Raw genomic sequence first — 25,269 nt, forward strand, 5'->3', positions numbered from 1 at the left:
CCGCGAAGTTCAACCGGGTCGTCGACGCGCTCTCCGAACGGCTGTCCGTGCGGCACACCGGCGCGTGGATGGGCGGCTACGCCCGGGTCACCGCGGTCCTCGGCCACACTGCGGAGCGCCGGATCGTGACCACTACTTGCGTTCCGCGGCTTCCAGTTCGATCGCCTTGCGCATCGTCGCCCGCGCGCGCCGCCGGTCCCCCGCGATGTCGTACGCGTATGCCAGCCGGTACCAGGCCCGCCAGTTCTCCTGGTCCGCCTCGACTTCCGCGCGCCGCTGGTCGAACCACGCGTCCGCGGCGTCTCGGTCCACGCGGCCGGACGGGCGGCGCGGCAGGTCCGACACGTCCGGCAGCCCGCCCTCGGCGTCCAGCTGCCGCGACAGCCGCTGGATCTGCATGCCGGACCGCCAGGTCACCACCACGATCCACACACCGAGCAGCGGCAGCAGGAAGACTCCGACGCCGAGCGCGATCCCGGTCGGCGTCCCGGTCTCGAGCAGCGCCACGGCCCGGCTCGCCAGCAGGACCAGGTACACCACCAGCGCCGCCGTCATCAGCAGCGCGAAATTGCGGGCTTTCACAGGTCGAGCACGTTCTCCAGGCCGACCGTCAGGCCGGGACGCGACACCACCGAACGCACGCCGAGCAGCACGCCCGGCATGAACGACGTGCGGTCCAGCGAATCGTGCCGGATGGTCAGGGTCTCGCCCTCGCCGCCGAACAGGATTTCCTCGTGCGCCACCAGGCCGGGCAGCCGGACCGAGTGCACGTGGACGTCCTCGACCGACGCGCCGCGGGCACCGTCCATTTCGGACGTCGTGGCGTCCGGACCGGGCGTGACCCCGGCGGAAGCGCGAGCGGCGGCGATCATCCGCGCGGTGTGCGCGGCGGTGCCGGACGGGGCGTCGGCCTTGCGGTTGTGGTGCAGTTCGATGATCTCCGCGGAGGCGTAGAACTTCGCCGCCTGCGCCGCGAACCGCATCGCCAGCACGGCTCCCAGCGCGAAGTTCGGCGCGATCAGCACGCCCAGCTTCGGCTTGTCCGCCAGCATCCCGCGCAGTTCGGCCAGCCGCTCCTCGCTGAACCCGGTGGTGCCGACGACCGCGTGCCGGTCGTGCTCGATCAGCCAGCGCAGGTTGTCCATGACCGCGTCCGGATGGGTGAAGTCCACGACCACCTGGGCGTTCTCCAGCGCGGCGAGATCGTCGCCCGCGTCCAGCGCGGCCACCAGTTCCTGGTCCGCGGCGCCTTCCACGGCTTTCACCACGGTCGCACCCATGCGGCCGCGTGCGCCCAGCACGCCGACGCGGATCGGGGACTCGGTCATGACGCGATCACCTCGTGCAGATCGTCGGGCAGGTCGTCGGCGTGAGCGTACGGCCCCACCACCGCCGCGGACGACACCCCGCCGGGGCGCCGCAGCAGAGTGCGAGCGAGCGCACACACGTCTTCGGTCGTGACCGCGTCGATCCGCGCGATCGTGTCGTCCACGCCCAGGTACCGGGCGTAGTTCAGCTCGTTCTTGCCGATCCGGGACATCCGCGAGGACGTGTCCTCCAGCCCCAGCACCAGCCCGCCGCGCAGCTGCCCCTTGGCGCGCGCGACCTCGGCGTCGGACAGCCCGTCCGCGGCGACCGAGTCGAGCACCTCGCGGATCACGCCGGCGACCTGGCCCAGCCGCTCCGGCTGGCAGCCCGCGTACACCGACATGTGCCCGAGGTCGGCGTAGCTCGCGACCGACGAGTACACCTGGTACGCGAGCCCGCGCCGCTCGCGGATCTCCTGGAACAGCCGGGAACTCATGCCGCCGCCGAGCGCCGCGTTGAGCACCGACAGCGTGAACCGGCGCTCGTCGTGCCGCGGCAGCGCGCGGAAGCCGAGCATCACGTGCGCCTGTTCGGTGTCGTCCGGGTGCAGCGCCAGCTTCGGCACCGTCTTCAGCCGCGCCCGGCCGGATCGCGGCGCGACCGGGGTCGCGGTACCGCCGAGACGTTCCTTCAGCGCACGCTTGACGAGCCGCAGCACCTGGCCGTGCTCGACGTTTCCGGCGACCGCGAGCACCATGCGCGGCAGGGTGTAGCGGCGGCGGTAGAAACCGCGCAGCGCGACCGGCGACATCTCGGTGATGGACTTTTCCGTGCCCAGCACCGGACGGCCCAGCGGGTGGTCGCCGAGAATCGCGGTGACGAACGTTTCGTGCAGCAGGTCTTCGGGATCGTCGTCGCGCATCGCGATCTCTTCGAGCACGACGCTGCGTTCCATGTCCATGTCGCGGTCGGTGCACTGCGCTTCGAAGACCACGTCGGTGACGAGGTCGAGCGCCAGCGGCAGGTCCGCGTCGAGCACCTGCGCGTAGTAGCAGGTGTGCTCCTTCGCGGTGAAGGCGTTGAATTCGCCGCCCACCGCGTCGATTTCCTCCGCGATCTGGGTGGCGTCGCGGTGGCTGGTTCCCTTGAACAGCAAGTGTTCCAGGTAGTGCGCGGCACCGGCGACGGCGAGCGGCTCGTCGCGCGAACCCACGCCGACCCAGAGGCCGACTGTCGCGGACCGGGAAGCCGGGACGTGCTCGGTGACCACCCGGAGACCGCCGGGGAGCACGCTTCGTTTGACGACCGCACCGTCCGAAGTGGACTCGAGCGTACGGGTGGTGCCGACGGGCTGCTCGTGCCCGGAAACCTGCGGAGCCAATGAAACCTCTGTTTGATTGCGCCGGCTCCGCCGTCGCGGCGGGATCGCCTTCAAGTCGGCGTTTGGAGGAACAGCGCACCCGGCCCGGGGGCCGTGCACACTGCTCCTCCAAACGCCGACGCGATCCCGCGGTTCGCTTGAAGTGAGCGGCGAAGCGCCGGGGCGGGCTGGGTCGCAGCGAGGGCCTCCCGACCGGGTTCGGGTCAGGAGGCCCTCGACGGAACTGCGGGGCGAGCCTTACTTGGCTTCGGCCGCCTCCGCCGGGGCGGCGTCGCCTTCGGCCGGCTTCGCCGCGTCTTCTTCCTTGACCACGATCAGGCTGATCTTGCCGCGGTTGTCGATGTCGGCGATCTCGACGCGGATCTTGTCGCCGACGTTCACCACGTCCTCGACCTTCGCGATCCGCTTGCCGTTGCCCAGCTTCGAGATGTGCACGAGGCCGTCCTTGCCCGGCAGCAGCGAGACGAACGCGCCGAACGCGGCCGTCTTCACCACGGTGCCCAGGAAGCGCTCGCCGACCTTCGGCAGCTGCGGGTTGGCGATGGCGTTGATCTTGCCGATCGCCGCCTCCGCCGACGGGCCGTCGGCCGCGCCCACGTAGATCGTGCCGTCGTCCTCGATCGAGATGTCGGCTCCGGTCTCCTCGGTGATCGAGTTGATCATCTTGCCCTTCGGCCCGATGACCTCGCCGATCTTGTCGACCGGGATCTTCACCGACGTGACGCGCGGGGCGTACGGGCTCATCTCGTCCGGGCCGTCGATCGCCTCGGCGATGACCTCCAGGATGGTGAGGCGAGCGTCCTTCGCCTGCTTCAGCGCGGCCGCGAGCACCTCGGACGGGATGCCGTCCAGCTTGGTGTCCAGCTGCAGCGCGGTGATGATGTCCTTCGTGCCGGCGACCTTGAAGTCCATGTCGCCCAGCGCGTCCTCGGCGCCGAGGATGTCGGTGAGGGCGACATAGCGGGTCTCGCCGTCCACCTCGTCGGACACCAGGCCCATGGCGATGCCCGCGACCGGGGCCTTCAGCGGCACGCCGGCGTTGTACAGGCCCATGGTGGACGCGCAGACCGAGCCCATCGAGGTGGAGCCGTTGGAGCCCAGCGCCTCGGAGACCTGGCGGATCGCGTACGGGAACTCGTCCCGCTTCGGCAGCACCGGGACCAGGGCGCGCTCGGCGAGCATGCCGTGGCCGATCTCGCGCCGCTTCGGCGAGCCGACGCGGCCGGTCTCGCCGGTGGAGAACGGCGGGAAGTTGTAGTGGTGCAGGTAGCGCTTCGTCGTCTCCGGCGACAGCGAGTCGATCTGCTGCTCCATGCGCAGCATGTTCAGCGTGGTGATGCCCAGGATCTGGGTCTCGCCGCGCTCGAACAGCGCCGAACCGTGCGCCCGCGGGACCACGGCGACCTCGGCCGAGAGCTGGCGGATGTCGGTCAGGCCGCGGCCGTCCATCCGGATCTTCTCGGTGAGCACGCGGGTGCGCATGATCTTCTTGGTCAGCGCCTTGAACGCACCGCCGACCTCCTTGTCGCGGCCCTCGAAGGCCTCGCCCTCGCCGAGGCCGAGCTTCTCCAGGACGGCGGCCTTGACCTCGTCGGTCGCGGCGTCGCGCTCCTGCTTGCCGGCGATCTGCAGGGCCTTGGCCAGCTCGTCGGACGCGATCGCGGCGACGGCCTCGTAGATGTCCGGCTGGTAGGCCGGGTACAGCGGGAACTCGCCGGTCGGCTTCGCGGCGTCGGCGGCCAGGCGCTGCTGCGCCTCGCACAGCACGCGGATGAACGGCTTCGCGGCCTCGAGGCCCTGCGCGACGGTGGTCTCGTCCGGCGCGGTGCCGCCGGCCTCGATCAGGTCGAGCGTGTGCTCGGTGCCCTCGGCCTCGACCATCATGATCGCGACGTCGTCGCCGACGATGCGGCCGGCGACCACCATGTTGAAGGTGGCCTTCTCGAGCTGCGGCCAGGTCGGGAACGCGACCCACTGGTCCTCGATCAGCGCGACGCGCACGCCGCCGACCGGGCCGGAGAACGGCAGGCCGGCGATCTGGGTAGAGGCCGACGCGGCGTTGATCGCCAGCACGTCGTACGGGTCGTCCGGGTTGAGGCTCTGGACGGTGATGACGACCTGGATCTCGTTGCGGAGACCGTCGGCGAAGGACGGGCGCAGCGGGCGGTCGATCAGGCGGGCGGTGAGGATCGCGTCGGTCGACGGGCGGCCCTCGCGGCGGAAGAACGCGCCCGGGATGCGGCCGGCGGCGTACATCCGCTCCTCGACGTCCACGGTCAGCGGGAAGAAGTCGAAGTGCTCCTTCGGGTGCTTCGACGCCGTGGTCGCCGACAGCAGCATGGTCTCTTCGTCCAGGTACGCGACGACGGCGCCGGCGGCCTGCTTGGCCAGCCTGCCGGTCTCGAACCGGACGGTGCGGGTGCCGAACCGGCCGTTGTCCAGAACGGCTTCGGTCTCGAACACGGTGACTCCGGTGGAGTCGGTCATATGGTCAATCTCCTCTTTGGTTCCATCGCAGCAGCGCGAGTCTCCCACTGTGGGACCCGGTTCGCCCGAGAACGCTCGAGGAGGTGTGAGGCCGGTCTTCGATCGAAGCCCCCGGGTCCGTTGCCCGGGAACCACTACCGAGGACCGGCGAGATCGTTCCTCCAGCGCGCTCGCGCCGTGTGGGGGTGTGCTTGCGGCGAGGGGGAGCGGCCGAAGCCGCTCCCCTCGTCAGCACGCTATCGGCGCAGGCCGAGACGCTTGATCAGGTCGCGGTACCGCGCCACGTCCACCTTTTCCGTGTAGTTCAGCAGCCGGCGGCGACGGCCGACCAGCAGCAGGAGACCGCGACGGGAGTGGTGGTCGTGCTTGTGGGTCTTCAGGTGTTCGGTGAGGCCGATGATCCGCTTGGTCAGCAGCGCGACCTGGGCCTCGGGGGATCCGGTGTCCGAGTCGTGCAGCCCGTACTCGGCGAGGATCGTCTTCTTCTCTTCGGTGGACAGCGCCACTGGTGGTGCTCCTTGTGCATCTCGTGCCGTGAGGCCCGCACCGCGCCACGCGGCCGGGTGAGACGGTCACGGCCGCCACGGACTGCAGCCGGACCCGGTCAATGAGGTTACCAGCCGGTTGAACTGCGGCTTCCGGCGCGTACGGCTAGCTGGGCAGCACCGCGTCACGCACGGTGCAGAGGCCAAGTCCGCAGCGTGCGATACGGGCTGCCGCCGCCCATCAGCTCGACCCGGTCCGCGGTCCAGGCCCGGCTGCGGAAACCGGCGAGCCGTTCCGCCCAGCCGTCGGGCGGGCGCGGGCGCTGGTACCGGGCCAGCGTGAGGTGCGGCCGGTACGGGCGGTCCTCGTCGTCGGCGCCCGCGGCCGCGGCGAGATCGGCGACGTCCTCCCCCGCCACTCCCAACCACAGCACTCCCGGAAATGTTCCCGAACCGGCGAGCTGGACGTCAACGGATTTCCGGCCGTTCAGCGCCCGGCCGAGGAAGGCGCTGGTTTCGGCGGGATCCACCTCGCCGTAGAAGGCCAGCGTGATGTGCCAGCCCGCCGGGTCGCTCCAGCGCAGCTCGCGGTCCCGGGAGCCGAGCGCACCGGCGATCTCCGCCGCGACGTCGGCGGGCGGGCGCAGCGCGGAGAACAGCCGCATCGGCTACTGGCCGGCTCCGGCGCGGCGGAGCAGGTCGGCGATCGCCGGGAAGTCGTCGTCGAGCAGCTTGGCCGCCTCGGCGAGGTTCTCGTCCTCGGCGACGTCCCGGATGCCGGCCAGCACGATCTTCTCGTCCGAGTTGACCGGGATGTTGTCGCGGCCGACGGTGGGCCGCGAATCGCGCACGTCCTCCAGCGCGGCCTGCATCGCGTCGCGGTCGCCCGCGGCGACCTCGGGCACCAGGATCTTGCGCTCGAGCATGATCATCCGGGCCAGCACCACCGGATTGCCGATCTTCGCCCGCCGCCCGCTCATCACCTGGCTCAGCATCGGCGCGCTGATCCCCAGCACCTCGGCCAGGAACGCCTGCGACACGTCGAAGGCCACCACCAGCCTGCGCACCCGATCGCCCAGCGGCTCCCCGTACCACTCCCGCTGCAGCGCGATGTTCCGCTGGACGATCTTGTGGTCCTCCACCTAGCTCCGCTCCCCTAGCGCTGTCGTCCCGCCGCCGCACGCCGGCCGCGGGACTTGCTCCTCCGGCCCGGCGCCGCCGGCCCATCTTGCCACTCCGGACGCCCTCGCCGGGCCGGAACGCCCGATTCGCCCCAGGTCGGCCCGTTCCCGGACCCGGCCGCTCAGCCGTCCGAGCCGAGCGCTTCCCTGGTCCGGGCCACGTCCTCGTCGATCTTCTTCACGAGATCGGCCGACGCGCCGAACCTCGCTTGATCCCGCAACCGGGTGACGAAGTCCAGCGCGACGTGCTGGCCGTAGAAGTCCTCGTCGACGTCCAGCACGAACGCCTCGACGGTGCGCTCGCGGCCGGAGAACGTCGGGTTCGTGCCCACCGACACCGCCGCGCGCAGCCGCCGGTCCGGATCGGACAGCTTGCTGAACCACGCGGTGTAGACGCCGTCCGCGGGCACGGCGGCGAACCGCGCGGTGGACAGGTTGGCCGTCGGGTAGCCGAGGTCGTGGCCCCGGCCGTCGCCGCGCACGACGATGCCCTCGAGCCGGTGCGGGCGGCCGAGCGCGTCGGACGCCGCCACCACGTCGCCCGCGTCGATGCACGAGCGCACGTAGGTCGAGGAGAAGGTGATGTCGTTGGCGCCGCGGTCGTCGTCGAGCGAACGGCCCTGCAGTTCCGCGCCGTAGGCGACGAACCCGAAGCGGCGGCCCAGTTCGCGCAGCAGCGCGACGTTTCCCGCGGCCTTGGCCCCGAAGGTGAAGTTGTCGCCGACCAGCACCGCGGCCGCGTGCAGCCGGTCGACCAGCACCTCGTGCACGAACTCGTGCGGGCTGAGCCGGGACAGCTCCAGGGTGAAGGGCAGCACGCAGAACACGTCCACGCCGAGCCCCTCGACCAGCTGGGCCTTGCGCCGCAGCGTGGTGAGCTGCGCGGGATGGCTGCCCGGGCGCAGCACCTCGGACGGATGCGGGTCGAAGGTGAGCACCACGCTGGGCACGCCGCGTTCGGCGGCCGTCGCCACGGTGCGCTTGATCAGTTCCTGGTGCCCGCGGTGCACCCCGTCGAACACGCCGATGGTGACCACGCACCGTCCCCAGCCGCCCGGGAGGTCCCCGAGCCCACGCCAGCGCTGCACAGTTGTCAACTTTCCCCGAGCCGGTGCCTTTGCCCCCACCCTATGCGGGCAGCAGGACTACCACCGAACGGGTCACTCCCTCGGTGTCGGACGCGAGCGCGAGCACGTGCCCGTCCGGCGCGAACAGGCCGTAGGTGCCCTCGATTCCGCCCGCCGGGATGCGCCTGCCGTACTGGACCGCCTTGGCGGTGGCCGCGTCCAGATCCCGGCGCGGGAACGCGGCGGCGACGGCGGCGTCGAGGTCGAGGGACAGCTCGGGTTTCTCTTCGAGCTGGTCGAGCGTGCGCGCGCGGGCGAGCGTGAACGGCCCGACTGTGGTGCGGCGCAAGGCTTTCAGGTGCCCGCCGACGCCGAGCCCGGCGCCAAGGTCCCTCGCGAGCGCGCGGACGTAGGTGCCGGAGGAGCATTCGACGATCGCGTCGATCTCGATCCGGTCGTCCTCGCGCCGGAGGCCGAGAACGTCGAACCGGTGCACGGTCACCGGGCGCGGCGGGAGCACGACGTCTTCTCCCGCGCGGACCCGGGCGTAGGCGCGCTTGCCGTCGATCTTGACGGCGGAGACGGCGCTGGGCACCTGCTGGATGTCGCCGGTCAGCGCGGCGATGCCGTCGGCGATCTGCTGATCGGTGACCGCGGCGAGCGTTTCCGGCGCGGCGTCGGTCTGCGGTTCGCCCTCTGCGTCGTCGGTGGTGGTGGACCGGCCGAGCGACAGGGTGGCGAGGTAGGTCTTGCGGTCGAGCGCGAGGTGCCCGAGGAGTTTGGTGGCGCGTTCGATGCCGAGCACCAGCACGCCGGTCGCCATCGGGTCGAGCGTGCCGGCGTGGCCGACCTTGCGGGTGCCCATGATCCGCCGCGCCCGCGCGACCACGTCGTGCGAGGTCATGCCCGCCGGTTTGTCGACGATGAGCAGTCCGGGAGGCGGGGCGGGGCGACGCGGTTCTTTCGGGCGAGACACGGCGGAAACCCTACCCAGCCGGGGATTCGCGGGCGGCGGGTGGTTCGGGCGGGCGCGGGGGCGGGACGGTGGTAGCGGCTGGGCTGGGTTGTCGTGAGTGGCGATGCCGGTTCTCACCGGCACTGCCACTCACGAGCGGCTGCGTCAGGCGGCTACGGCCTCTTCGGGGGCGCGGTCCCAGCGGTGCCGCCGGATGCGGACCGGGACTTCTTCCCCGCGTGCTTCCGCGGCGAACACCTGGGCGCGGGCCCGGCGCCACCACACCAGCATCCGTGACGCGCCCACCGCCAGCACGGCTACTACGACCAGCAGCGCGATCCGGAAGTTGCCGCCGGTCGCCTCGAGGAGGACGCCGATCAGCAAGGCGGTGACGGTGGTCGCCAGGAAGCCGCCGACGTTCACCACTCCGGTCGCGGTGCCGACGCGCGACAGCGGGTTGTAGTCGCGGGCGATGGCGAAGCCGATCATCGACGCCGGTCCGCCCAGGGTGAGGAAGGCGAATGCTGGGACGAGGACCGCGACCGGGACGTGGCCGTTCCAGCCGAGCAGTACCGCCCACACTGCGGCCGCGCCGACGAGGTAGCCGATGACCAGCGGCACGCGCAGCGCCGGGGCACGGCCGATCACCGCGCCCAGCAGCGGGCCGCCGGCCATGGAGCCGAATACGAAGACCGTCAGCAGCGCGCTCGCGGTCGCCGGGGGCAGACCCTCGCCTTGCACCAGGAACGGCATCCCCCACAACAGGGTCAGCACGTTCGGCGCGAACATCGTCGAGAAGTGCACCCAGAAACCCAAGCGGGTGCCGGGGGTCCGCCAGGCCAGCAGGACCTGCTTGCCGAGTTCCGCCGGACGCACGGGTTCGCGTTTGCGTTCCGGCGCGCCTTCCGGGGAGTCGCGGACGCGCAGCGCGACCGGCACCGAGTACAGCACCGTCACCGCGCCGACGACGAGGAAGGTGACTGTCCATCCTGGACCGTCGAGGAGCAGGGTGAGCGGGACTGTCGCGGCGAGGTTGCCGATGTAGCCGACGCAGGAGGTGAAGGACGCGAGCAGCGCGTACCGGTGGGCTGGGAAATGAGCTGCGACTAGGCGGAGGACGCTGACGAACGTGAGCGCGTCGCCGAGGCCGAGGACCCCGCGAGCCACCAGGCCGAGCGCGTAAGTGTCGGCGATGCCGAGCAGCAGCTGCCCGGAACCGAGGATCAGCACGGCGGCGGTGAGCACGCGGCGCGGGCCGTAGCGGTCGACCAGTACGCCGGTCGGGATCTGCATGGCCGCGTAGACGCCGACCTGCAGGACGGTGAAGATGCCGAGCGCGGCGGACCCGACGCCGAAGCGTTCGGCCGCTTTCAGCCCGGCGACGCCGAACGAGGTGCGGTGGAAAACGGCGAGCAGGTACACCGTGACCGCGGTGAGCCAGATGAGCCAGGACCGGACAGGGGCGCGGCCGGCGGGCGACAAGGGTTCCTCCAGAGAGCAGGCGAGCGTCGGGCAGAGGAGGACGACGACGCTGCCGCCTCGATAGTTGTATCGCCTCAGCAACCTCGATACATAGCCGTAACCGGGGTGTGCTTCACCACAGATCGACTTCGCCCCGGATGCCGACGACCGTGTCGCCGCCGACCCACACGTCGTCGCCGTCTCGTTCGACGTGCACCCGCCCGCGCCTGCCGAGCCGCGTGCCCTGCGCCGCGACGTACGACTCAGGCGCGATTCCGTCGCCGATCAGCCATTGGCCGAGCGACGCGTTCAGGCTGCCGGTGACCGGGTCTTCGACGACGTCACTGAACGCCCGGACCTCGAACGCAGTGTCGGCACCAGCCGGCTGCGCGCCCACGACGCCCACCTTGAACGACCCGAGCGCACCGAAGTCCGGCTCGACCGCGAGCACGGTCGCCGCGTCGCGCAGCAGCAACGCGACCCAGCCGGGTCCGTTGTCCGCCCAGCGCGCGTCGAGGACGTCGCCGTCGCCGAGGTGCAGGCCACGTTTCACTGCGGCGAGGTCGGCGTCGTCCACCGGGCCGCCGCGAAGCAGCGGAGGCGCGGCGAACGCCAGCCGGTCGCCGTCGCGGCGCACCCGGACCAGCCCGGCACCGCATTCCTGCACGAGGTGCCCTGCCTTCGGCACTCCCCCAGCGGCCAGCCACGCCCGCGCCGACCCGAGCGTCGGATGCCCGGCGAACGGCAGCTCCCGTCCCGGGGTGAAGATCCGCACGCGGTAGTCGGCGGACGGGTCGGACGGCTCCAGCAGGAACGTGGTCTCGCTGAGGTTCGTCCAGCTGGCGAACGCGGCCATCCGCTCGTCGGACAGCTCGTCCGCGCCGTGCACGACAGCGAGCGCGTTGCCTCGGGCGAGTTCGTCGGTGAAGACGTCGACCTGGGTGAACTTCGGCATGCGCCCACCCTCGCATCCGCCGGGCGGACGCGGCGACCCGGTTTCTCCGTTATGCCATCAAGCCTCCCTGACCGCGCCGACCACGGCCCACCGCCCGGACCGCCACCGCGCCACCACCGCCGCCAGCCGGAACACCATGAACAGCGACAATCCGGTCCAGATCCCGCTCAATCCCCAGCCCAGCGCGAGCGACAGCCAGATCAGCGGCAGGAAGCCGAGACCGGCGCTGACGAGCGTCGCGGTGCGGAGGAAGGCGGCGTCGCCCGCGCCGAGGAGGACGCCGTCGAGCGCGAACACCACGCCCGCGATCGGCTGCAGCGCCACGAAGAACCACCAGGCGTGCGGGATTTCGCCGAGCACTCCCGGATCGGACGTGAACGCGTGCGGCAGGACGCTCCACAACGCCGCGAACAGCACGCCGAGGAAACACCCGAAGACCAGGCCGTATCCGGTGATCTGCGTGGCCACCCCGCGCGCCTGCCTCGCCGCCCCCGCACCGAGCGCCGCGCCGATGAGCGATTGCGCGGCGATCGCGACCGAATCGAGCACCAGGGACAGGAACGTCCACAACTGCAGGACCACTTGGTGCGCCCCGACCGCCTCGGTCGAGGTGCGCGCGGCCACCGCGGCGGCGGACACGAAGCACGCCTGGAACGCGAAACTGCGCAGCACCAGATCCCGGCCGAGGCCCAGTTGTGCCCGCATCACCGGGAAATCCGGCCGCAACGGCACCTTTTCCCGCACCAGCGCCGCGACGAACATCGACGCGGACACGACCTGCGCGACGACGTTCGCGATCGCCGACCCCTCCAGCCCGAGGCCGGCGACGTACACCAGCACCGGGCACAGCACGGCCGAGATTCCGTTGCCCGCCAAGACATAGCGCAGCGGACGAGTGGCGTCCTGCACGCCGCGCATCCAGCCGTTGCCCGCCATCGTGACGAGGATCAGCGGCGCGCCGAACAACGCGATCCGCAGCCAGGACACCGCCGCCGCGGCGATCTCGTCGCTGCCGGAGAGCGCCCGGGCGATCGGGCCGGCCAGCAGCTGCCCCGCGACGAGCAGCACCAGCCCGACCAGCACGGCGAGCCAGGTGGCCTGCACGCCTTCGCGGACCGCGTCGGCGCGCCGCCCCGCGCCGTGCAGCCGCGCGGTGCGCGAGGTGGTGCCGTAGGACAGGAAGGTGAGCTGCGTGGAGACCTGCGACAGCACGACGCCGCCCAGCGCGAGACCGGCGAGCGGCAACGCGCCGAGATGGCCGACGACGGCAGTGTCGACCAGCACGTAGAGCGGCTCGGCGGCGAGCACGCCGAGCGCGGGCACGGCGAGCCCGAACACTCGGCGGGGCGGGATGCGGTCACCGCTTACGGCGGTGGTCGTGGGGTTTTCGGACACGTGGATGAGACTAGCTACCGGCACCGACAATTCTGCGCGGGCCGGAGGGGTGGGCGTTAGCTGAGAAGGGTGATGTCGCTAGGGAATGTTGTTGTGGGGCAAGGGAATTCACCGGCCGTCGCGGAAGATTTCTGCGATGCGGGAGGGCTGTTCGGCGTTGGCTGCGGGCATGGCCAGGAGCGCGGCGAGCTGGGCGGACATTTTCGCCGGAGTGCAGGCACACCGCTGATCAGCACCAGCCGAGCGGCCGACCAGGCTCCGGGCCGCACCTCGTTCTCCCCGCCGTAGACAGCCGTTCAGCGCCCACCGCCGCCGGTGCGCTTCCGGGTACAGCGGACCGCCCGAGGTCAGGAAGCTCGCAGCAGCGGTGCCCTCCCCAGCGCGTCGCGCAGCCGGTCCAGCACCTCCTCCGCCGGGCCCTCCGCCGTGCAGCCCGCCGCCATCCGGTGGCCGCCCCCGCCGAACTCCGCGGCAGCCGCGGACACGTCGATGTCGCCGGCGGAGCGCAGCGAGACCGTCCACACCGGACCAGGCCCGGCCTCCTTCAGCACCGCCGCGACTCCGGCCTCCCGGGTCGCACGCACCACGTCGATCACCGACTCGACCTCTTCGAGCCGTACCGTCGCCGCGGCGGCCGCGCGCACTACCGTGTGGACGAAGCCGAATCCTTGTGCCGCTTCGGGTTCCAGCCGGGCCTCGGACAGGACCGTCGACAGCATCGGCAGCCACGCGAACGGGTGATCGTCGACGATCCGGCGCGCCACCTCGCCCGGGTCCGCTCCCGCTTCCAGCAGGCGGGCGGCGATCCGGTGGGTTTCGGGGCTTGCCCGGCGGAAGCCGCTCGTGTCGGTGACGACCCCGGCGTACAGGCAGCGCGCGGCCGCGGCGTCCAGTTCGACGCCCATCGCCTCGATGATTCGCGTGACCAGGATCGCCGACGCCTCGGCGGTCTCGTCCACGACGTGGTGGGTGCCGTAGCGGCCGTTCGTCGCGTGGTGGTCGACGACCAGGACCGGCGCGCCCGCGTCCCGGACCGCGGCGACGCGCGGGGCGAGCCTGCCGAGGCGGGCCAGGGTCGGGGTGTCCAGCGCGACCAGGAGGCCGTCCGTCGGCGGGAGGGCGTCAACGGGGGTGATCAGCCCGTCGACGTCCAGCCAGGCCAGTGTTTCGGGGGCCTCGTCCGGCTCGCCGAAAGAGACCCGCACGCGCGCGCCGCGGCGGTGCAGCACGTGGCCGAGAGCCAGCGCGCTGCCGAGAGCGTCGGCGTCGGGGCGCACGTGTCCGAGCAGCGTCACGTCGGTAGCCTCGGCCAGCAGTGCGGCGGCGGCCTCGATGTCCTGCACCAGGGAAGCTGTCACGAAGTGTCACGCTACGCTCTCCGGGATGCCTGAGTATGTGATCCTCGTTCTGCCTTCCGCCAACCGCGTGTACGCCGCCTCGTCGCCGGCGCTGCTGCGCGCCGAACTGGCGGCCTTCGGCGCTGGCCTTTCCGCCGAGGTGTCGGCGATCGAAGAGATCGAACTCGGCGGGGTCGGGTACGTGAAATTCGCCTGCGCGGCTCCGCTCGGCGAGCGCGATCTGGCGTTGCTGTCGAACCTGTCCTCGCTGTACGCCCTGTTCGAACTGGGCGACGGCGTGCTGCGGCCGGTTGCGGTGCGTCCGCTGGCGAAGGCCGACTCCGACCTGCTGACCATCCAGAAGTACCCGGGCAAGACCAATGAGCAGTTCACCAAACTGCTGCTCAACCTCACCCTGCTGGCGACCGCGCGGCCCGCGGACTGGCCGGACCGCGAACTGCATGTGCTCGACCCGCTGTGCGGCCGCGGCACCACGCTGAACCAGGCCGTGATGTACGGCTTCGACGCCACCGGCCTCGACGTCGACGAGCGCGATTTCGAAGCGTACGAACAGTTCGTGAAGACGTGGCTGCGCACGAAGCGCGTGAAGCACACCGCCGAAGCCGGGCAGCTGCGCCGCAACAAGGTCCGCCTCGGCCGCCGGCTGGACATCGAGTACGCGTTCGACAAGGACGACTACAAGGCAGGCCGCACGCGCCGGCTCAGCTGTCTCAACGCGGACACCCTGACCACCGACGAGGTCCTGCGTCCGGCGTCCGTGGATCTCGTCGTGACCGACGCGCCGTACGGCGTGCAGCACGGCAGCCACCGCGAGACCGGCCTGGCCCGCAGTCCGCGCGACCTCCTCGCGGCGGCCGTTCCGGTGTGGAACCGGGTGCTGCGGCCCGGCGGGGCGATGGGGATCTCGTGGAACACGCACGTGCTGCCGCGGGAGGAGCTGGTGGCGATCCTGGAGCGGGCGGGGCTGACGGTGCGGTCCGGCGGGCCGTACGAGGAGCTGGCGCACCGGGTGGACCAGGCGATCGTGCGCGATCTCGTGGTGGCGGGAAAGCCAGTCTGAAATCGCGCGCGGAACTGTCGTTACCGCGCGCTCGCCACATTCACCGAATTGAGTGAAGGCCGGACAGTGCGCGCGAAGCGCTGCAGTGCTTTTAACGCTCAGAGTGCACCGCTCATCGCAATACTCCTCCCGTGGAGCATTTTCTGCGGCAGGGTCGGCGGTGAAATGGACACGACACCAGAGCGAATCCCGCCCTCGGCCATTCCGGCCGTCGAACTGGCCACCTGCGATCCCCATCAGCTGGAACTTTCCCCGTTGAGCGAGGCCGGTCAACCCGACGAGTCCTTGCCCTACCTGACCGAGTATTGCCGCCGCGCTCACGATCGCAGGCTGGTTTCCGCCGTCGAGGCGGCCGCCGCGGGGAGAAGCGGAATCGTCACGCTCGTCGGCGGACCGGCAACGGGGAAGAAACGCGCGCTCTGGGAGGCCGCCACCGTCAAGGACGCCGACGGGCACCTGCTTCTCTACGGCTGGACAATCTGGCCCGGCCTCAGTCCGCGCAGCCCGGAGGAACTGCTGGCGAGCGCGAAAAACTTTCGCCGGAATACCGTCGTGTGGATTCCGTCCGCGGAACGCTATCTTTCCCCGGACAGCAACGGAATAGGCAATGAGGTCGCCGAATGCCTCCGGAATCTGCTGCACGACACTGAACGCGCTCCGGTTCTTATTCTCGCGAGCCTGACCCCGGAGCGCTGGCAGGATCTCACCGCGCCGCCGGCCGGAGGCGTCGACCGCTCGCACGTCCACCTGCTGCTGCGGGGCACGAGCCTCCCGGTGCCCGGTTCCTTCTCCGACACGGAGGTCTCCCGGGCGCTCGCCTCGCTCGACCCCCGGGTCTCCGACGCCGCGGCGAACGCGCCGAACGGCCAGGTGATCCAGACCGTCGTCGCCGTACCCGCTCTTCGTGCGCATTGCCAGCGGATCAGCCCGTTCGCCCGCGCGATGCTGGATTTCGTGATCGAGGCCAGGCACGCCGGCCACGAAGGGGCGTTCCCCCGGACGCTGCTGCACCAGGGTGCGCAAGCCTTCCTCGACGGCTCGCCGCCGGACACCGACGCATGGTTCGACAAGGCGTTGAAAGAACTCGCGACGCCGGTGCGCGGCGGTGCGGCCGTGCTGGTCAAGCAAGAGGACTCGTACCGTCTTGCCCCGTGCCTCGACCGGCACTACGTGACCGAGGCGGCGAACCCGCTTCTCCCGCGCGCCAGCCTGTGGCCCGTGCTGCTGGACTCCGTCGCGGGACAAGACAGCCTGGCCATTGCCCGGGAATGCGAACGGCGGCATCTGCTGGAGCTGAGCGCCCGGTTCTTCGGGCGGGCGGCCGAGCACGGCATCCCCCGGGCGCGCGCCGAACTCGCCGCGATGCTGGCGAAAGCCGGCCGGATCGACGAGGCGGTCGCCCAGTACCGGATGATCACGCGCACTGGCGAGGGCGACGTCGAGGAGGCGATCGACCACGGGGCGGCCATTCTCTTCGCGGCCGAGCGCGAGAAGGACGTCCTGGACTGGCTGGGCCCGCTCGCCGAAACGGGGAGCCGTTCGGCCGCACTGCACGTCGCGGCCGCGCACACCCGGCGCTGGCGGCCGGACCTGGCGCTCGCCGCGCATCGCCGGCGCGCGGAGCGAGGCGATCTGCAATCGGCGGCTTACGTAGCCGCCAACATGGTGCCGCCCGAGATCCTGGTCGGTTCCTGGCAGGAGCTGCCCGGCCAGGAACTGGAACACCAGCGGATCCGCCGCCGGAAGGAACTCGACAAGGCGGTGCGCTGGCTGACCCGTCTCGCCGGGCAGATCGGGCGCGACCTGCTTCCCCTGATCACCGACCTCGTCCTGGACGCCTTCGGGATCGACGAGGCGCTGAAGATGCTCTACAAGGAGGCGACCGACTACGACCGCTACGACGCCTACCTTCTCGGGGCCAAGGCGCTCTCCGCGGCCGGGCAGGTGCAAAAGGCGCTGAACTGGGTCGAGAAAGCCCGGCAGCACAACGTCTCCGGCACTCCCGCGGTCGCGACGCGGGTGAACCTGCGCGCCCGGCTGCTCGATGCCGCCGGGAAGTCGGCGCTCGAGGCCGCTGCCGCCGGGGACGCGGCTCCGCTGATCGAGGTCGGCGACGCCTTCGCCGAATCCGGGATCCCGGACAAGGCGATCGAGTGCTACGACGCGGCGGCCCGGACGGCGACCGCCGCGTTCGCCGCCGCCGCGCTCGGGACGGCCCGGTGCGGCCTGCTCGACGAAACCCGCGGCTACTACCGGCGCGCGGCTCTCGCCGGCTGCGCACCGGATCCGGCCGAGATCGTCCGGCTGCTCCGCGCCGCGGGCAAGGTCGCCGAGGCGCTGGAGTGGTACGTCGCCACCGTCGCGCCGGTTCCGGGCGCGCTCGCCCCGATCGCCCGTTACCTCACGGATTTCGGCCAGGCGAAGATGGTGGCCGAGGCCGTTCGCGCGCGCGAGAACATTCCGCGGTGGCAGGCGCTGGCCTGGGTGGCCGACGAACTCCTCGGGGCCCGGTCCGGCGGAACCGACCGCGCGACGGTGAGCGGGAACGGCCCGCATCTCGGGGCCTCCGCGCCGCTGGTGCTGGCGGGCCGCCTGTACAAGGAAGCGGCCGGCTCCGGGGCCGTGCGGGTCGAGGAGCGAGCCGTCCGGCTGCTGATGGACGCGCGCAACTTCGTCGAGGCGGTGCAGCTGATCCGGTCCGGTCGCGAGACGGTGCCGCGACGGCTGCGGGCGCTGCTGGCGGAAGCCCTGGCCGGCCGGGGCACCCTGAAGGAGGCCGAGCAGATTCTCGACGAGCTGGTCGACGAGGACGACTTCAGCGCCGCGGCCGGGGTCGCGCGCGGCTTCAACCTGCACGAGGAGTACTTCAAGGCGCAGGACATCGCCGAGCGCGGGGTCAAGGGCGGCGACGTCGAATGCTGTGTCCTGCTGGGCGATCTCCGCCGCGGCGCGGGCGATCAGACCAGGGTGCTCGATCTCTACTGCCGCGCGCTGGCGCACGGCCATCCCGGCGCGCGGGTGCGGATCGACCGCGTGCTCACCGCGGACAGCACCGCCTGGGAGCACGCGCAGCTGCGGAAGCACGGCCTCGATCCGCGCGGGCAGATCGCTCCCGACTGGGAGGTGCCCGGCCCCGGCGCGGAGGGCGGGCAGGCGTGACGCCGCCGCACCGTCCCGCGCTCGTTCAGTGGTCACCTCTGCAAGCCTGGTGTCACCAATTGCCTACACAACCCCGGCCACTCGACCAGGTGGTCTTCTACGCCAGCCGCGGCCCGAGGAATTTCAGGACCTCCGGCAGGATTCCCCGCCAGTACTCCGACGTGTGCTCCCCCGGCGTGATCCGCGAGACCTCCGGGTCGGCGCCGCTGATCAGTTTCCGGTTCGCCGCGAGGAAAGGGTCTCCGTCGCCGCACCACACGCCGAGGCCCCGGGACGGGAGTTCGCCGACGTGCTGGAGCGGTTCGGCGGCCGCCCAGTCCTGCTGTGCCGGGAAGATGTGCCGGGCGCGGGCTTCGGGCCAGGTGCGGAAGAGGGCCGCGCTGCAGGTGGCCACGGCGGTCACGTCGCGGCGGTGCCGGGCGAGGTTCAGTGCTCCGAAGCCGCCCATCGAGATGCCGAGGAGCCCGGTCATCGGGCGGAGGCCGGACTCGGACAGCCAGCCGGGGAATTCGTCGGTGAGCATGCGGTGCGGGTCGTCGTCGCCGTCGGGGACCCAGTAGTGGCTGCCGTCGACCGCGACGACCGCGAACGGCGGGGTTCCGGACCGCACCGCGGCGGTGAGGGCCGCGGGCAGGTCCAGGTCGAGGAACGTGCGGGCGTTCGACCCGCGTCCGTGCAGTGCGGCGCAGACCGGGAGGCCGGCGCTGGGGACGCCCTCGGGCGTCATGAGCACCACGTCGACGTCCCGGCCGCGGGCCGCGGAGTGCCTGCGGTGGATCGTGATCGACGCCTTCAGGGGCGACGGGCTGGAGGCCGGGGCAGCCGAGGTCGGCGCAACCACCGGGGCGGAGCGCCCGGTGCAGGCGGCGACGAGCGCCGCGGTACTGCCGAGCAGCATGCCGCGTCGCGTGACACCGGGCTTTGACCGCATCGCTTCAGCCGCGCGTCTCCTCTTCTGCTTGCTCCTCGTCCTCTTCGGCACGAGGGGCCTTGTACGGGTCCGCTTCGCCGGCCGGCTGGGCTCCGGTCGCCCGGCGGGCCACCTCGGCGTCCGATTCGCGGGCCTTCGCGAGCAGTTCTTCGATGCGGCGGGCGTCGTCCGGGACGCTGTCCGCGACGAAGGTGAGCGTCGGGGTGTAGCGGACTCCGGTGCCCTGTCCGACCTTGGTGCGCAGGACGCCGCGCGCGGCCTCCAGCGCGGCCGCGGCGCTCGCGAAGTCCGGCTCCGCGTCCAGGCTTTCGCCGAGCACCGTGTAGTACACCGTGGCGTCGTGCAGGTCCGCAGTGACGCGGGCGTCGGTGATGGTCACCGCGCCCAGTCGCGGGTCCTTGACGTCGTGTTCGATCGCCGAGGCCACGATCTGCGAGATCCGCTTGGCGAGCTTGCGCGCTCGAGCGGGATCGGCCATGGCTGAGGTCTCCTTCTCCGGATTTCCGGGTGTTCTAGTCGTCCGGGCCGAGCAGCCGGCGGCGCGCGGAGAGCAGTTCGAACTCCGGCCGTCCGGCCGCGAACCGCTCGCACGCGTCGAGCACGTCCCGGACGTGCTCGCCGTCGGCGGCGACCGCGGCGACGCCGATGAGCGCGCGCCGGTGCAGGTCCAGATGTCCCGCCTCGGCGACCGAGACGGCGAATCGCTTCCGCAGTTCGGCCACCACCGGCCGCACCGCGGATCGCTTCTGCTTCAACGAATGCACGTCGTCGAGCAGCAGGTCAAGCTCCAAAGCTCCCACGAACAAAGCTAGTCAGCACCTACCAAACTCGACGAAAACGAAACTTGACGGACAAGCCCGACTGGACCCCGGCGGGGGTCCAGGGGGCTTGCCCCCTGGCGGGGGCGCGGGGGTTCGACCCCCGCACAACACGCTGACGGCGGGAGGGGCGAGCGCAGCTTGCGAGCACGCCCCTCCCGCAAAGAAGCCGTCAGCTACGGGGCTTCTCCCGCTGTTCATAGGTCTCGATCACGTCGTCGACCTTGATGTCGCTGTACGAGCCCAGCGTGAGACCGCACTCGTACCCTTCGCGGACCTCGACCACGTCGTCCTTGAACCGGCGCAGCGAGTTGATCGGCAGGTTCTGCGCGATGACGTTGCCGTCGCGCAGGAGGCGGGCCTTGGCGTTGCGCCGGATCTCGCCGGACATGACCAGGCAACCCGCGATCGTGCCGATCTTGGAGGACTTGAAGACGTCCCGGACCTCGGCGCGGCCCAGTTCGACCTCTTCGTACTCCGGCTTGAGCATGCCCTTCAGGGCCTGCTCGATCTCCTCGATCGCCTGGTAGATGACCGTGTAGTAGCGCACGTCGACGCCCTCGCGGGTGGCCCGCTCGGTCGCCTTGCCCTGCGCCCGGACGTTGAACCCGAGGACGATCGCGTCGGACGCGGTCGCCAGGTCGATGTCCGATTCGGTCACGCCGCCGACGCCGCGGTGGACCACGTGCAGTTCGACGTCTTCGCCGACGTCCAGCTGCAGCAGGGCCGCTTCGAGCGCCTCGACGGTACCCGAGTTGTCACCCTTGATGATCAGGTTGAGGCTGCTCGTCTCCTTCAAGGCGGAGTCGAGGTCCTCGAGGCTGACCCGCTTGCGGCGCGACGCGTTGAGCGCGTTGCGGGTGCGGGCGGAGCGGCGCTCGGCGATCTGCCGGGCGACGCGGTCCTCGTCGACCACCAGGAAGGTGTCGCCCGCTCCCGGCACCGAGGTGAACCCGATGACCTGGACCGGACGCGAGGGCAGTGCCTCGGTGACGTCCTCGTTGTGCTCGTCGACCATCCGGCGGACGCGGCCGTAGGCGTCGCCCGCCACGACCGAGTCGCCGACGCGCAGCGTGCCGCGCTGGACCAGGACGGTGGCCACCGGGCCGCGGCCGCGGTCGAGGTGCGCCTCGATCGCGACGCCCTGTGCCTCCATGTCCGGGTTGGCCCGGAGGTCCAGGGCGGCGTCCGCGGTCAGCAGGATCGCCTCGAGCAGACCGTCGATGTTGATGTTCTGCCGCGCGGAGATCTCGACGAACATCGTGTCGCCGCCGTACTCCTCCGCGATGAGGTTGTACTCGGTGAGCTGCTGCCGGATCTTGTCCGGGTTCGCGCCCTCCTTGTCGATCTTGTTGATCGCGACCACGATCGGGGCCTTCGCGGCCTGCGCGTGGTTGATCGCCTCCACCGTCTGCGGCATGACGCCGTCGTCGGCCGCCACCACGATCACCGCGATGTCGGTCGAGTTCGCGCCTCGGGCACGCATGGCGGTGAACGCCTCGTGACCCGGGGTGTCGATGAAGGTGATCAGCCTCGGCACGCCCTCCAGCTCGGTCTCGATCTGGTACGCGCCGATGTGCTGCGTGATCCCGCCGGCCTCGCTTTCGCGGACCTTCGTCTTGCGGATCGTGTCGAGCAGCCGGGTCTTACCGTGGTCGACGTGACCCATGATGGTGACGACCGGCGGCCGGACCTGCAGGTCCTCCTCGCCGCCCTCGTCCTCGCCATAGGTGATGTCGAAGGTCTCCAGCAGCTCGCGGTCCTCCTCCTCGGGGGACACGACCTGGACGACGTAGTTCATCTCGCCGCCGAGCAGCTCGAGGATGTCGTCCGACACGGACTGCGTCGCGGTGACCATCTCGCCGAGGTGGAAGAGCACCTGCACCAGCGAAGCCGGGTTGGCGTCGATCTTCTCGGCGAAGTCGGTCAGCGAAGCGCCGCGCGGCAGCCGGATCGTCTCGCCCTGCCCCTTGGGCAGGCGGACGCCGCCGACGCTGGGCGCCTGCATGTTGTCCATGTACTCCTGGCGCTTCTGCCGCTTCGACTTGCGGCCCTTGCGCGAGGGCCCGCCGGGACGGCCGAAGGCACCGGCCGTGCCGCCGCGACCGCCGGGGCCGCCGCGGCCGCCGCCGCGGAAACCGCCGCCGCCCGCGGGAGCGCCGCCGCCACCGCCACCGGGACGGAAGCCGCCGCCACCGCCACCGCCGCCACCGGGACGGAAGCCGCCACCGCCGCCACCGCCGCCGGGTCCGCCGCGGAAGCCGCCGCCACCGCCGCCGGGACGACCGCCGCCGCCACCGGGACGACCGCCGCCGCCAGGACCGCCTCGGCCGCCGGCCGGTCCGGCCGGACGGGCGCGGCCCGGCATCATGCCGGGGTTCGGGCGCGGGGGCATGTTGCCCGGGCTCGGCCGGTTGCCGCCGCCCTGCCCGCCGGGACGCGGCGGGCGCTCTCCGCCGCCCTGGCCGCCGCCCGGACGCGGGGGACGGTTGTCGCCGCCCTGGCCGGGGCCGGGGCGCTGGGCGGGCGGACGCGGGGCCGGGGAACCGGACCCGACGCCGAACGGGTTGTTGCCGACCCGCGGGGTGCGCGGACCAGGCTTGGGACCGCCGGGCTTGGGGCCCTGCGGCTTGGGCGGCACGACCGAACCCGCGGACGACGAGTCCTGCGGCTTCGGGGCCGGCTTCGGCGCGGCGGGCTCGGCCTTGGCGGCCGGGACCTCCGGAGCCGGGGCCGGCTGGGCCGGAGCGGGCGGGCGCGGCCCGGGACGCGGGCCGCCGGGCTTCGGGCCCGGCGCGGCCGGCTTGACCGACTGCGGTCCCGGCTTGACGGCCGGGGCCTGCTGCGGCGCGGGGGCCGGAGCGGACGGGGCCGGCGAAGCGGCGCTCTGCTGCTGCGGAGCGGGCGGCTTCGGGGCCGGAGCGGGCCGCGGTCCGGGGGTGGGACCGGGCTTCTTCCCGCCCTTGGCGGGGTACGCGTCGCGGAGCCGGCGGGCGACGGGCGCCTCGACGGTGGACGACGCGGACTTCACGAACTCGCCCTGCTCCTTCAGCTTGGCGAGAACTTCTTTGCTGGTGATGCCGAGCTCCTTAGCGAGCTCGTGTACGCGGGCCTTGCCTGGCACAGCTCTCCTCATCTAGGGGAGGCCAGGCGGAAGACCCGCTGACCTCGTCCTTATCGTCGCGCGTTCATGGCTTCAGCTTCACGGCTGACTCATGACGGGTCGACCTGCTTCCTTGTTTCTCGCGACTCCGGGGTTGTCCCGGCGTCGTTGTCCGCGGCGAACGCCGCGTGGTCGTGCAGCCCCTCGGCGTCGAGCGCGCCCTGGACCCGAAGAGCCCGGGGGAACGCCCGCTTCCGCTCGGCTTTGGCCAGGCAGGCCGTTCCGGGATGCAGCCACGCTCCCCGGCCCGGCAGCCGCCGACGTTCGTCGACGACCAGCCGCCCGTCCGCCGCGACCACGCGCAGCAGTTCACCGGTCAAGTCCCGTTTCCGGCAGCCGACACACGTGCGCACCGGCGACTGCCGGTGACGCTGGAGGTCGGGGGTGTCCCCAGTAGCCCTTCGCGGGTCTTGAACCGTTGTCGAGTCTAGCGCCTGCACCTTCAGTCGGCCGAACCGGTTGCCGCGGCGGGCCGCGCCTGGCCGGCGTGGTCTTGCTCACCCTCGGCCTCGGCGGGCGCGGCGTCGCTGCGGATGTCGATCCGCCAGCCGGTGAGCCGGGCCGCGAGACGAGCGTTCTGGCCTTCCTTGCCGATCGCGAGCGACAGCTGGAAGTCGGGCACCACGACCCTGGCCGTCTTGGCCCGCTCGTCCACGACACGTACCGAAACAACCTTCGCCGGGGACAACGCATTCCCGACGAACTTGGCGGGGTCCTCGGACCAGTCGATGATGTCGATCTTCTCGCCGGCCAGCTCGCTCATCACGTTGCGCACGCGCGCGCCCATCGGGCCGATGCAGGCGCCCTTGGCGTTGACCCCGGGGATGGTGGAGCGCACGGCGATCTTCGACCGGTGCCCCGGCTCGCGGGCGACCGCGGCGATCTCGACGGTGCCGTCGGCGATCTCCGGGACCTCCAGCGCGAACAGCTTGCGCACCAGGTTCGGATGCGAGCGCGACAGCATGATCTGCGGGCCGCGGTTGCTGCGCGACACCCCGAACACGAACGCCTTGATCCGGGTGCCGTGCTCGTAGGACTCCCCCGCGACCTGTTCGGCCTGCGGCAGCACGCCCTCGGTGTCGCCGACCTGGATCACGACCATGCCGCGGGCGTTGGCGCGCGCGTCGCGCTGCACCACGCCGGCCACGATCTCGCCCTCTTTGGCGGAGAACTCGCCGTAGGTCTTCTCGTGCTCGGCGTCGCGCAGCCGCTGCAGGATGACCTGGCGCGCGGTGGTGGCGGCGATCCGGCCGAAGCCCTCGGGGGTGTCGTCCCATTCCTCGTCGACCTCGCCGTCGGCGGTGAGGGTGTGCGCGAGGACGCGGACGAGGCCGGTCTTGCGGTCGATGTCGATGCGGGCGTGCGGCTGGTGGCCCTCGGTGTGCTTGTACGCGGTGAGCAGCGCGGTCTCGATGGCCTCGATGACCGTGTCGAAGGGGATGTCCTTGTCCCGTTCGATCGCCCGCAGCGCGGCGATGTCCACGTTCACTTCGACTCCTCCTTCTTCTCGTTCTCGTCCGCGGTCAGCATCTTCAGTTCGTCTGCGGGCGGTTGCTTGAATTCGACTTCCACCACGGCCTTCGCGACGGACTGGTAGGAGACGTCCTTGATCCGGCCGTCGACGAGGACCCGCGCGCTCTTCTCGCCGGCGTGCCCGACGCGGCCGAGGTAGGCGGCCCCTTCGACGGGCGTGATCTTGACGAGGCGGAAGCGGGCGCGCCGCCAGTGCCGCTGCTGGGTGAGCGGGCGGTCGAGGCCCGGCGAGGTGACCTCGAGCGTGTAGGCGCTCGCCAGCACGTGCTCGTTCTCGTCGAGGGCGGCCGAGACGGTGCGGCTGACCTCGGCGACCTCGTCCAGCCCGACGCCGTCGTCGGAGTCGACGACGACCTTCACCAGCTGTCGCCTGCCGGCTTGCTGCACCTCGAGCGAGTCGAGGTCGAAACCCGCGGTCGTGACGGCTTCGGCCACGATCGGCTCCAGCCGGCTGGCGAGTTCGTTGGGCACGTGGAGCACTCCTGTTCGGCCTGTTGGTCAGTGGAGGTCAAGCTTATCCTGCGCCCCCGCCAGGACGCGCGAGCGGCGGCGCACCCGGGCGGCCTGGCAGG

The 25,269-nt window shown here is 71.5% G+C and carries 22 protein-coding genes; 2 read left to right on the top strand and 20 right to left on the bottom strand.

Annotated features, from left to right (window positions below; translation table 11 throughout):
• Positions 1–132: 132 nt before the first annotated feature.
• The 13 genes from RPX00_RS44085 to RPX00_RS44145 all read right to left on the bottom strand — a co-directional run bounded on the left by RPX00_RS44085 (position 133) and on the right by RPX00_RS44145 (position 14,033).
• On the bottom strand, positions 133–582 hold the full coding sequence (locus RPX00_RS44085; RefSeq protein ID WP_406634850.1) for a hypothetical protein: 450 nt from the start codon (positions 580–582) through the stop codon (positions 133–135).
• A complete protein-coding gene (gene dapB / locus RPX00_RS44090; RefSeq protein ID WP_406634852.1) occupies positions 579–1,328 on the bottom strand; it encodes a 4-hydroxy-tetrahydrodipicolinate reductase in 750 nt (249 codons plus the stop codon). The genes RPX00_RS44085 and dapB overlap by 4 nt, the downstream gene beginning before the upstream one ends.
• The gene (locus RPX00_RS44095; RefSeq protein ID WP_378299342.1) at positions 1,325–2,689 is read right to left on the bottom strand and encodes a M16 family metallopeptidase; all 1,365 of its coding nucleotides are present in this window, start codon (positions 2,687–2,689) and stop codon (positions 1,325–1,327) included. The genes dapB and RPX00_RS44095 overlap by 4 nt, the downstream gene beginning before the upstream one ends.
• Positions 2,690–2,926: 237 nt before the next feature.
• Entirely contained in the window at positions 2,927–5,176 is a 2,250-nt protein-coding gene (locus tag RPX00_RS44100; protein WP_406634854.1) for a polyribonucleotide nucleotidyltransferase, read from the bottom strand.
• 236 nt (positions 5,177–5,412) lie between these two features.
• Positions 5,413–5,682 carry a 30S ribosomal protein S15 gene (gene rpsO / locus RPX00_RS44105; RefSeq protein WP_009080476.1) on the bottom strand — a complete coding sequence of 90 codons (270 nt, stop codon included), beginning with the start codon at positions 5,680–5,682 and terminating at the stop codon, positions 5,413–5,415.
• A 164-nt stretch (positions 5,683–5,846) separates the two neighbouring features.
• Positions 5,847–6,326 (bottom strand): RNA 2',3'-cyclic phosphodiesterase, encoded by a 480-nt coding sequence (gene thpR, locus RPX00_RS44110; RefSeq protein ID WP_406634856.1) that lies wholly within the window; start codon positions 6,324–6,326, stop codon positions 5,847–5,849.
• A 3-nt stretch (positions 6,327–6,329) separates the two neighbouring features.
• Entirely contained in the window at positions 6,330–6,803 is a 474-nt protein-coding gene (locus RPX00_RS44115) for an XRE family transcriptional regulator (protein WP_406634858.1), read from the bottom strand.
• 161 nt (positions 6,804–6,964) lie between these two features.
• Positions 6,965–7,930 (bottom strand): bifunctional riboflavin kinase/FAD synthetase, encoded by a 966-nt coding sequence (locus RPX00_RS44120; protein ID WP_378299349.1) that lies wholly within the window; start codon positions 7,928–7,930, stop codon positions 6,965–6,967.
• Between the two features lie 40 nt (positions 7,931–7,970).
• A complete protein-coding gene (gene truB / locus RPX00_RS44125; RefSeq protein WP_406634860.1) occupies positions 7,971–8,885 on the bottom strand; it encodes a tRNA pseudouridine(55) synthase TruB in 915 nt (304 codons plus the stop codon).
• A gap of 144 nt (positions 8,886–9,029) precedes the next feature.
• Positions 9,030–10,346: a nitrate/nitrite transporter gene (locus RPX00_RS44130; protein WP_406643300.1), complete on the bottom strand. Its 1,317-nt coding sequence runs from the start codon at positions 10,344–10,346 to the stop codon at positions 9,030–9,032.
• Between the two features lie 112 nt (positions 10,347–10,458).
• On the bottom strand, positions 10,459–11,280 hold the full coding sequence (locus tag RPX00_RS44135; RefSeq protein WP_406634862.1) for a PhzF family phenazine biosynthesis protein: 822 nt from the start codon (positions 11,278–11,280) through the stop codon (positions 10,459–10,461).
• Positions 11,281–11,337: 57 nt separating this feature from the next.
• Positions 11,338–12,675: an MATE family efflux transporter gene (locus RPX00_RS44140; RefSeq protein WP_406634864.1), complete on the bottom strand. Its 1,338-nt coding sequence runs from the start codon at positions 12,673–12,675 to the stop codon at positions 11,338–11,340.
• Between the two features lie 347 nt (positions 12,676–13,022).
• Positions 13,023–14,033, bottom strand: coding sequence for a DHH family phosphoesterase (locus RPX00_RS44145; protein WP_406634866.1), 1,011 nt, complete (start codon positions 14,031–14,033; stop codon positions 13,023–13,025).
• Positions 14,034–14,058: 25 nt separating this feature from the next.
• Here RPX00_RS44145 and RPX00_RS44150 point away from each other — a divergent pair, with 25 nt between their 5' ends.
• On the top strand, positions 14,059–15,093 hold the full coding sequence (locus RPX00_RS44150) for a TRM11 family SAM-dependent methyltransferase (RefSeq protein ID WP_406634868.1): 1,035 nt from the start codon (positions 14,059–14,061) through the stop codon (positions 15,091–15,093).
• Between the two features lie 165 nt (positions 15,094–15,258).
• Positions 15,259–18,252, top strand: a complete 2,994-nt coding sequence (locus tag RPX00_RS44155; protein WP_406634870.1) for a tetratricopeptide repeat protein — start codon at positions 15,259–15,261, stop codon at positions 18,250–18,252.
• A 97-nt stretch (positions 18,253–18,349) separates the two neighbouring features.
• On the opposite strand, the gene RPX00_RS44160 is transcribed toward RPX00_RS44155, so the two are convergent.
• The 7 genes from RPX00_RS44160 to rimP all read right to left on the bottom strand — a co-directional run bounded on the left by RPX00_RS44160 (position 18,350) and on the right by rimP (position 25,168).
• A complete protein-coding gene (locus tag RPX00_RS44160; protein WP_406634872.1) occupies positions 18,350–19,150 on the bottom strand; it encodes an alpha/beta hydrolase in 801 nt (266 codons plus the stop codon).
• 37 nt (positions 19,151–19,187) lie between these two features.
• On the bottom strand, positions 19,188–19,661 hold the full coding sequence (rbfA, locus tag RPX00_RS44165) for a 30S ribosome-binding factor RbfA (protein WP_009080499.1): 474 nt from the start codon (positions 19,659–19,661) through the stop codon (positions 19,188–19,190).
• A gap of 34 nt (positions 19,662–19,695) precedes the next feature.
• Entirely contained in the window at positions 19,696–19,989 is a 294-nt protein-coding gene (locus tag RPX00_RS44170) for a DUF503 domain-containing protein (protein WP_406634875.1), read from the bottom strand.
• 184 nt (positions 19,990–20,173) lie between these two features.
• The gene (gene infB, locus RPX00_RS44175; RefSeq protein ID WP_406643302.1) at positions 20,174–23,125 is read right to left on the bottom strand and encodes a translation initiation factor IF-2; all 2,952 of its coding nucleotides are present in this window, start codon (positions 23,123–23,125) and stop codon (positions 20,174–20,176) included.
• 89 nt (positions 23,126–23,214) lie between these two features.
• A complete protein-coding gene (locus RPX00_RS44180; protein ID WP_406634877.1) occupies positions 23,215–23,517 on the bottom strand; it encodes a YlxR family protein in 303 nt (100 codons plus the stop codon).
• A gap of 89 nt (positions 23,518–23,606) precedes the next feature.
• Entirely contained in the window at positions 23,607–24,653 is a 1,047-nt protein-coding gene (nusA, locus tag RPX00_RS44185) for a transcription termination factor NusA (RefSeq protein ID WP_406634879.1), read from the bottom strand.
• Positions 24,650–25,168, bottom strand: a complete 519-nt coding sequence (rimP, locus tag RPX00_RS44190) for a ribosome maturation factor RimP (RefSeq protein WP_406634880.1) — start codon at positions 25,166–25,168, stop codon at positions 24,650–24,652. Before rimP ends, nusA begins: the two co-directional genes overlap by 4 nt.
• Positions 25,169–25,269: the final 101 nt, after the last annotated feature.

This window comes from Amycolatopsis sp. WGS_07 (genome assembly GCF_045278895.1).
Classification (GTDB): Bacteria; Actinomycetota; Actinomycetes; order Mycobacteriales; family Pseudonocardiaceae; genus Amycolatopsis.

Coding starts and splice junctions, on each gene's coding strand:
- dapB (WP_406634852.1), bottom strand. CDS start 1,328: ATGACCGAGTCCCCGATCCGCGTCGGCGTGCTGGGCGCACGCGGCCGC.
- RPX00_RS44100 (WP_406634854.1), bottom strand. CDS start 5,176: ATGACCGACTCCACCGGAGTCACCGTGTTCGAGACCGAAGCCGTTCTG.
- thpR (WP_406634856.1), bottom strand. CDS start 6,326: ATGCGGCTGTTCTCCGCGCTGCGCCCGCCCGCCGACGTCGCGGCGGAG.
- RPX00_RS44135 (WP_406634862.1), bottom strand. CDS start 11,280: ATGCCGAAGTTCACCCAGGTCGACGTCTTCACCGACGAACTCGCCCGA.
- RPX00_RS44150 (WP_406634868.1), top strand. CDS start 14,059: ATGCCTGAGTATGTGATCCTCGTTCTGCCTTCCGCCAACCGCGTGTAC.
- RPX00_RS44155 (WP_406634870.1), top strand. CDS start 15,259: ATGGACACGACACCAGAGCGAATCCCGCCCTCGGCCATTCCGGCCGTC.
- RPX00_RS44160 (WP_406634872.1), bottom strand. CDS start 19,150: ATGCTGCTCGGCAGTACCGCGGCGCTCGTCGCCGCCTGCACCGGGCGC.
- rbfA (WP_009080499.1), bottom strand. CDS start 19,661: ATGGCCGATCCCGCTCGAGCGCGCAAGCTCGCCAAGCGGATCTCGCAG.